This window comes from Pseudomonas sp. Irchel s3f7 (genome assembly GCF_900187615.1).
GTDB lineage: Bacteria > Pseudomonadota > Gammaproteobacteria > Pseudomonadales > Pseudomonadaceae > Aquipseudomonas.
This window is the reverse complement of sequence record NZ_FYDO01000023.1, coordinates 103484-110078: the sequence shown is the minus strand read 5'-3', so window position 1 is coordinate 110078 and position 6595 is coordinate 103484. Positions and strand designations below refer to the sequence as shown.

Sequence of the window (6595 nt, the reverse complement as noted above, 5' to 3'; positions counted from 1 at the left end):
TGGAACCACCTGATCCCATCCCGAACTCAGCAGTGAAACGATGCATCGCCGATGGTAGTGTGGGGTTTCCCCATGTGAGAGTAGGTCATCGTCAAGATTAAATTCCGAAACCCCAATTGCGAAAGCAGTTGGGGTTTTGTTTTGTCCGCAGGAAAGTTCGCCTCCGGGATTTCTATGCAATGGCTCGGGGCGTGGCTATTATGCGGGCCTCATTGTGAGGCGAGACTTGCATGCTGACGTTGTTAAAGCTTCTTAAAGATGGTCGATTTCACTCGGGTGAAGCCTTGGGGGCTGCCCTGGGGGTGAGTCGTAGTGCTGTGTGGAAACAGCTCCAGCATCTAGAGGCAGAATTAGGTCTTTCAATTCACAAGGTCCGAGGTCGTGGTTATCAGCTGTCCACGTCACTGGTGTTGCTTGATCCTTCGGAAATCTTGAGAGCATCTTCCTGTGAGTGGCCGGCCCTCGCTTACGATTCGATCGACTCTACAAATGCAGAGGCGCTACGTCTGATCGAGCGGGGCCAAGCGGCACCATTTCTGGTGCTGGCTGAGCGGCAGACTGCTGGGCGCGGACGACGCGGTCGCAAGTGGGTGAGCCCATTTGCAGAGAATGTCTATTACAGTCTCGTATTGCGTATTGATGGTGGTATGCGTCAGCTAGAGGGATTAAGTCTGGTCGTTGGGCTTGCCGTTATGCAGACATTGCGCGAGCTGAGTATTCCAGGGGTTGGGTTGAAATGGCCTAACGATGTCCTGGTCGGTCAGAAAAAGATCGCCGGGATACTGCTGGAGTTGGTCGGAGATCCTGCTGATGTGTGTCACGTGGTCCTTGGTGTTGGAATTAATGTGAACATGCAGGCGAATGATGAGGTTGATCAGCAATGGACATCCATGCGGCTTGAATCGGGCAAGGTATTTGATCGCAATCATTTGGTCGCAGCGTTGGGTGCGACGCTTCAGAGATACTTGGCTCTTCATCAGGCGGGTGGCTTTTTGGCTATCCAGGCTGAGTGGGAGCAAAATCACTTATGGCAGGGGCGAGATGTGTCGTTGATTGCCGGCGTCAATAAAATAGACGGCCAGGTAGTAGGTATCGATAGTCAGGGAGCATTGCGTCTGAGGGTTGGTGGCGTGGAGAAAGTTTTCAGTGGTGGCGAGCTGAGCCTGAGGTTGCGTGATGATTCTTGAGCTCGACTGTGGGAATAGCTTCATCAAGTGGCGTGTGCTTGCGACAAGCGTCCGGCAGCTGATCGGTGAGGGTGTTGTCGATTCGGATCTCGCGCTGCTGGAAAGTCTGGAGGCGATCACGGGCCTTGCTCTCACTTTTTGCCGGATGGTGAGTGTCAGGACCGCTGAAGAAACTACGGCATTGACGTCGTTGCTATCGGATACCTACAGCGTATCTGTCGTTTGTGCTGCACCAGTGCGTGAGATGGCCGGTGTCCGAAATGGATACGAGGAGTTCGACCGTCTGGGGCTTGATCGTTGGTTGGCGATGCTTGGTGGTTTTCACTTGGCGGCTGGTGCCTGCTTGGTGCTCGATTTCGGTACGGCGGTAACTGCTGACTTCATAGCTGCAGACGGAGAGCATCTTGGTGGTTTCATCTGTCCGGGCATGCCATTGATGCGCAACCAACTGCGTACTCACACTCGTAAGATTCGATACGGGGATCTTGCAGCGGAGCGAGCGCTGGAGGTGCTTGTCCCTGGTCGAACCACTGTCGAAGCTGTCGAGCGTGGCTGTTCTTTGATGTTGCGTGGCTTTGTGCTGACTCAGCTCGAGTTGGCGCGCAGCTATTGGGGAGAAGGGTTCACAGTCTTCCTCACTGGTGGGGATGCGGGTCTGGTTGCTGAGGTGGTGCCTCAGGCCAGAGTCGTTCCGGACCTGGTCTTTGTCGGATTAGCTATGGCTTGCCCTTTGTCCTGAGGTTTTTATGCGTTGGTTGTTTCTGCTGCTACTTGTCCTCAATGGCTTTTATTACGTCTGGCACCAGCAGGAAGCACCTTTGCGTGCGAAAGATGTCACACCGTTGAATTTGTATCGCGGCGCTCAGCAGGATATCCGTTTGTTGAGCGAAGCATCTGAAGCTCCTCGAGACAAAGCGAGGGCGCCTGCGGAGGCTACCTGCCTCTATTTGGGGGGATATGTTCGTCAGGACGCCGCGCAAGCGCTGGAACGACGCTTGAGTGGCATGGAGGTAAAGTTTCAATCTCTGCCCAGGAATGGCGCAGAGCCTTACTGGGTGCGAATCGCGCCTGAGAGCAGGCGTTGGTTGGATGATCTGCAGCTGATAAACCTTTCTAAAGAATTCAATGAGTTAAAACATAAAATAATGCCGTGCGAAGGGGTTGCGCCCACCGAATAGTTTGCATAGAATGGCGCCCGCTCCACAGCGAACACCGGTAACGGGTAGCGATGTGAAGCGAGGTCAACGCAGCTAAGCTCAGGTTTTTAATGAGAAAATGCTTGACAGAAGGCTGGCATGATGTAGAATGCCGGCTCGCTTAGGAGGGGTTCCCGAGCGGCCAAAGGGATCAGACTGTAAATCTGACGTCTACGACTTCGAAGGTTCGAATCCTTCCCCCTCCACCATTTTTAGCGAGAGCTGTAAGCCTCGCGGGTATAGTTTAGTGGTAGAACCTCAGCCTTCCAAGCTGATGATGCGGGTTCGATTCCCGCTACCCGCTCCAAGTTTACAGGTTTTGCACAGTGTTACGCTCTTGTAGCTCAGTTGGTAGAGCACACCCTTGGTAAGGGTGAGGTCAGCGGTTCAAATCCGCTCAAGAGCTCCATATAACAAGGCAGATATGAAAATATCTGCCTTTGTTTTAGGTGGTCGTGGTTGCGCCTTGAGGTGGTTTTTTAAGGTTGCCGGTATCGTGAGGTTCGGTGTTGCAATCAGGGTTTCCTGGTAAGTGTTGTAAAGTCTTTTTCGGGTCGGCATAATGGTCGGCCTGATTTTGTTTTAGGTCAGTAGCTCAATTGGCAGAGCGACGGTCTCCAAAACCGTAGGTTGGGGGTTCGATTCCCTCCTGACCTGCCAGATTCACTCGGTGTATCTGGCTTTCTTTTCACAGGATCTTCATAGATGACTCCTAAAGCTGAAGCTCAAGGCTCTCGTTTCGACCTCCTCAAGTGGCTAGTAGTAGTCGCTCTGGTGGTTGTTGGCGTTGTTGGCAATCAGTACTTTTCTGCTTCGCCGATCCTGTACCGCGTACTCGCATTGCTTGCTATTGCTGCCGTAGCTGCCTTTGTAGGCTTGCAGACGGTCAAGGGCAAGTCTTTCTTTGTACTGGTTAAGGAAGCACGCACCGAGATTCGTAAAGTCGTTTGGCCAACTCGCCAAGAAACCACGCAGACCACGTTAATCGTTGTGGCTGTTGTTCTGGTTATGGCGTTGCTGTTGTGGGGGCTTGATTCCCTGCTCGGCTGGCTTGTTTCCTTGATCGTCGGCTAAGGGTGTCCCGTGGCTAAGCGTTGGTATGTTGTGCATGCTTACTCCGGTTACGAGAAGCATGTAATGCGCTCGCTCATCGAGCGCGTAAAGCTGGCCGGTATGGAAGATGGCTTCGGCGAGATTCTGGTTCCCACTGAAGAAGTGGTTGAAATGCGTAATGGCCAGAAGCGCAAGAGTGAACGTAAGTTCTTCCCTGGCTATGTGCTTGTACAGATGGATATGAACGAGGGTACTTGGCACTTGGTCAAGGACACTCCTCGGGTGATGGGTTTTATCGGCGGTACCGCTGATAAGCCTGCAGCAATTACCGATAAAGAAGCAGAGGCGATCCTGCGTCGCGTCGCTGATGGTAGCGATAAGCCGAAGCCGAAGACGTTGTTCGAGCCGGGTGAGTCGGTACGTGTCAACGATGGTCCGTTTGCTGACTTTACCGGTGTCGTTGAAGAAGTTAACTACGAAAAGAGCCGGATCCAAGTGGCTGTGCTTATTTTCGGTCGCTCTACTCCGGTGGAGCTCGAGTTCAGCCAGGTCGAAAAGGTCTAGTTGAACAAAAATCCCAACCCCGCAGCCGTAGGCTGTGGGGTTTTGTCGTCACTGGGATAAACGCGCAAGTAACCGGGGAGCCTTTCGAGGCGTTTGAACCCGTAATTGGAGTGCCTCATGGCCAAGAAGATTACCGCTTACATCAAGCTGCAAGTGAAAGCCGCTCAGGCTAACCCAAGCCCACCTGTTGGTCCTGCACTGGGTCAGCACGGCGTGAACATCATGGAATTCTGCAAGGCTTTCAACGCCCGTACTCAGGGTCTTGAGCCAGGTCTGCCGACTCCAGTGATCATCACTGTCTACAGCGACCGTAGCTTCACTTTCGAAACCAAATCCACCCCTGCTTCGGTTCTGCTGAAGAAGGCGGCCGGTCTGACCAGCGGTTCCGCTCGTCCGAACACCGTTAAGGTTGGCACTGTGACTCGTGCTCAGCTGGAAGAAATCGCGAAAACCAAAAACGCGGATCTGACTGCAGCTGATATGGAAGCAGCCGTGCGTACTATCGCCGGTTCTGCTCGTAGCATGGGCCTTAACGTGGAGGGTGTGTAATGGCTAAGCTGACCAAGCGTCAAAAGGCTATCGCCGGCAAAATCGAAGCAGGCAAGGCCTACAACTTTGTAGACGCCGCTGCATTGCTGGCTGAGCTGTCGACTGTCAAGTTCAGCGAGTCGTTCGACGTTGCTGTAAACCTGGGTGTTGACCCGCGTAAATCCGACCAGGTCGTTCGTAGCGCTACTGTGCTGCCACACGGCACTGGCAAGACCGTTCGCGTTGCAGTGTTCACCCAAGGTCCAGCTGCTGAAGCTGCTCTGGCTGCCGGCGCTGACCGTGTAGGCATGGACGACCTGGCTGCCGAAATGAAAGGCGGCGACCTGAACTATGACGTAGTGATCGCATCCCCGGATGCAATGCGCGTTGTGGGTCAGTTGGGTCAGATCCTCGGTCCACGTGGTCTGATGCCTAACCCTAAAGTCGGCACCGTAACTCCAGACGTAGCTACCGCGGTTAAAAACGCCAAGGCTGGTCAGGTTCGTTATCGCACCGACAAAAACGGCATCATCCACACTTCCGTTGGCAAGATCGGCTTCGACGCCGTCAAGCTGAAGGAAAACGTTGAAGCCCTGATCGCTGATCTGAAGCGTATCAAGCCAGCTTCTTCGAAAGGCATTTACGTCAAGCGCGTTACCCTGAGCACCACTATGGGCCCAGGTCTGGTCATCGACCAAGGCTCGCTCGACGCGTAAGACACAGATTGGCGTAAGTAATTGCGCCAATTGAAAAATTGGGGTCCCTGCCTGGCGGGGGCTATCCAAGACCGTAGGCGACGAAAGTCTTAAACCTCAAGCCTACGCAGATGGTGCTCCCGGTTCCTTACCGAATCAGACACCAAAACGACATCCGGTTTCGACCAGATGAAACGGTAACAAGCAGGAGTTAAACCCGTGGCAATTAAACTCGAAGACAAGAAGGCCATCGTCGCTGAAGTCAACGAGGCTGCCAAAGTCGCTCTGTCCGCTGTCGTGGCTGATGCCCGTGGCGTAACAGTAGGCGCGATGACCGGACTCCGTAAAGAGGCTCGTGAAGCTGGCGTTTACGTACGTGTTGTACGTAACACCCTGCTCAAGCGCGCTGTTGCTGACACTGAATTCAGTGTTCTCAACGACGTGTTCACTGGCCCTACCCTGATTGCGTTCTCCAAAGAACATCCAGGCGCTGCTGCCCGGATTTTCAAAGAGTTCGCAAAGGGTCAGGACAAGTTCGAGATCAAGGCAGCTGCGTTCGAGGGCAAGTTCCTCGCAGCTAACCAAATCGACGTACTGGCAACTCTGCCGACCCGTGACGAAGCAATTTCTCAGCTGATGAGCGTGATTCAAGGCGCTACCAGCAAATTGGCTCGTACTCTGGCGGCAATTCGCGACCAGAAAGAAGCTGCTGCAGCCTAAGGCTCGTCAACTTCTCGCGTTTTTTGTTTTTTTCGATGGTCGCGTAGGCCGTCCCCAATATCAGGAATTAGATTCATGTCTATCTCTCAGAACGATATCCTTGAAGCAGTTGGCAACATGTCCGTAATGGAAGTTGTTGAGCTGATCAAAGCTTTCGAAGAAAAATTCGGTGTTACCGCTGCTGCTGCTTCGGCTGGTCCAGCTGCTGCTGCCGCTGTTGTTGAAGAGCAAACTGAATTCAACGTCATGCTGCTGGAAGCTGGCGAGAAGAAAGTTAACGTGATCAAGGCAGTACGTGAACTGACCGGTCTGGGCCTGAAAGAAGCCAAGGCTGTAGTTGACGGCGCTCCTGCCATGGTTCTGGAAGCAGTGACCAAAGATGCTGGCGACAAAGCCAAAGCAGCTCTGGAAGAAGCAGGCGCTAAAGTCGAGCTGAAGTAAGCATCGACTTTGCGTCTCCAGCCCGAGCGTTAAGCGACAGGCTGATGGCTGGTGGCTCTTGCCACCGGCCTTTTTCCGTTATTGGCAGCCGACTGGGTCGGTGCCGATAACGTGCTGTAACCACCCGATGCGGTGGCGCAAACCATGGGGTTTGCACGATTTTCTGGCTGCTCCCGTCGGGAGGGGCCAAACAAGCAGGTGACCAAGCTGG

Annotated in this window: 9 protein-coding genes, 4 tRNA genes and 1 rRNA gene; all 14 read left to right on the top strand. The window is 53.6% G+C overall.

All coding sequences use genetic code 11. From position 1 onward, the window contains the following. Window positions 1–97, top strand: a 5S ribosomal RNA gene (gene rrf / locus CKW19_RS20170); the annotation flags it as partial. 133 nt (window positions 98–230) lie between these two features. Next, complete coding sequence (gene birA / locus CKW19_RS20165) at window positions 231–1187, top strand: bifunctional biotin--[acetyl-CoA-carboxylase] ligase/biotin operon repressor BirA (protein WP_095059517.1); 957 nt, start codon at window positions 231–233, stop codon at window positions 1185–1187. Next, complete coding sequence (locus tag CKW19_RS20160) at window positions 1177–1926, top strand: pantothenate kinase (RefSeq protein ID WP_095059516.1); 750 nt, start codon at window positions 1177–1179, stop codon at window positions 1924–1926. Before birA ends, CKW19_RS20160 begins: the two co-directional genes overlap by 11 nt. A gap of 7 nt (window positions 1927–1933) precedes the next feature. Further along, window positions 1934–2365: a hypothetical protein gene (locus CKW19_RS20155; protein WP_095059515.1), complete on the top strand. Its 432-nt coding sequence runs from the start codon at window positions 1934–1936 to the stop codon at window positions 2363–2365. A 142-nt stretch (window positions 2366–2507) separates the two neighbouring features. Continuing rightward, a tRNA-Tyr gene (locus tag CKW19_RS20150) sits at window positions 2508–2592 on the top strand. Between the two features lie 24 nt (window positions 2593–2616). Next, window positions 2617–2690, top strand: a tRNA-Gly gene (locus tag CKW19_RS20145). A gap of 26 nt (window positions 2691–2716) precedes the next feature. Next, window positions 2717–2792, top strand: a tRNA-Thr gene (locus CKW19_RS20140). Between the two features lie 175 nt (window positions 2793–2967). Then, window positions 2968–3043, top strand: a tRNA-Trp gene (locus CKW19_RS20135). Window positions 3044–3088: 45 nt separating this feature from the next. Then, the gene (gene secE, locus CKW19_RS20130) at window positions 3089–3457 is read left to right on the top strand and encodes a preprotein translocase subunit SecE (RefSeq protein WP_007984402.1); all 369 of its coding nucleotides are present in this window, start codon (window positions 3089–3091) and stop codon (window positions 3455–3457) included. Between the two features lie 9 nt (window positions 3458–3466). Then, entirely contained in the window at window positions 3467–4000 is a 534-nt protein-coding gene (gene nusG / locus CKW19_RS20125) for a transcription termination/antitermination protein NusG (protein WP_095059514.1), read from the top strand. Window positions 4001–4117: 117 nt separating this feature from the next. Then, window positions 4118–4549, top strand: a complete 432-nt coding sequence (rplK, locus tag CKW19_RS20120; RefSeq protein WP_007933726.1) for a 50S ribosomal protein L11 — start codon at window positions 4118–4120, stop codon at window positions 4547–4549. Then, on the top strand, window positions 4549–5244 hold the full coding sequence (gene rplA, locus CKW19_RS20115) for a 50S ribosomal protein L1 (RefSeq protein ID WP_095059513.1): 696 nt from the start codon (window positions 4549–4551) through the stop codon (window positions 5242–5244). The genes rplK and rplA overlap by 1 nt, the downstream gene beginning before the upstream one ends. 198 nt (window positions 5245–5442) lie before the next feature. Continuing rightward, on the top strand, window positions 5443–5943 hold the full coding sequence (gene rplJ, locus CKW19_RS20110) for a 50S ribosomal protein L10 (protein WP_007970413.1): 501 nt from the start codon (window positions 5443–5445) through the stop codon (window positions 5941–5943). A gap of 75 nt (window positions 5944–6018) precedes the next feature. Then, the gene (rplL, locus tag CKW19_RS20105) at window positions 6019–6384 is read left to right on the top strand and encodes a 50S ribosomal protein L7/L12 (RefSeq protein ID WP_095059512.1); all 366 of its coding nucleotides are present in this window, start codon (window positions 6019–6021) and stop codon (window positions 6382–6384) included. Window positions 6385–6595 lie beyond the last annotated feature (211 nt).

Coding starts and splice junctions, on each gene's coding strand:
- CKW19_RS20155 (WP_095059515.1), top strand. CDS start 1,934: ATGCGTTGGTTGTTTCTGCTGCTACTTGTCCTCAATGGCTTTTATTAC.
- birA (WP_095059517.1), top strand. CDS start 231: ATGCTGACGTTGTTAAAGCTTCTTAAAGATGGTCGATTTCACTCGGGT.
- rplL (WP_095059512.1), top strand. CDS start 6,019: ATGTCTATCTCTCAGAACGATATCCTTGAAGCAGTTGGCAACATGTCC.
- rplK (WP_007933726.1), top strand. CDS start 4,118: ATGGCCAAGAAGATTACCGCTTACATCAAGCTGCAAGTGAAAGCCGCT.
- secE (WP_007984402.1), top strand. CDS start 3,089: ATGACTCCTAAAGCTGAAGCTCAAGGCTCTCGTTTCGACCTCCTCAAG.
- rplA (WP_095059513.1), top strand. CDS start 4,549: ATGGCTAAGCTGACCAAGCGTCAAAAGGCTATCGCCGGCAAAATCGAA.
- CKW19_RS20160 (WP_095059516.1), top strand. CDS start 1,177: ATGATTCTTGAGCTCGACTGTGGGAATAGCTTCATCAAGTGGCGTGTG.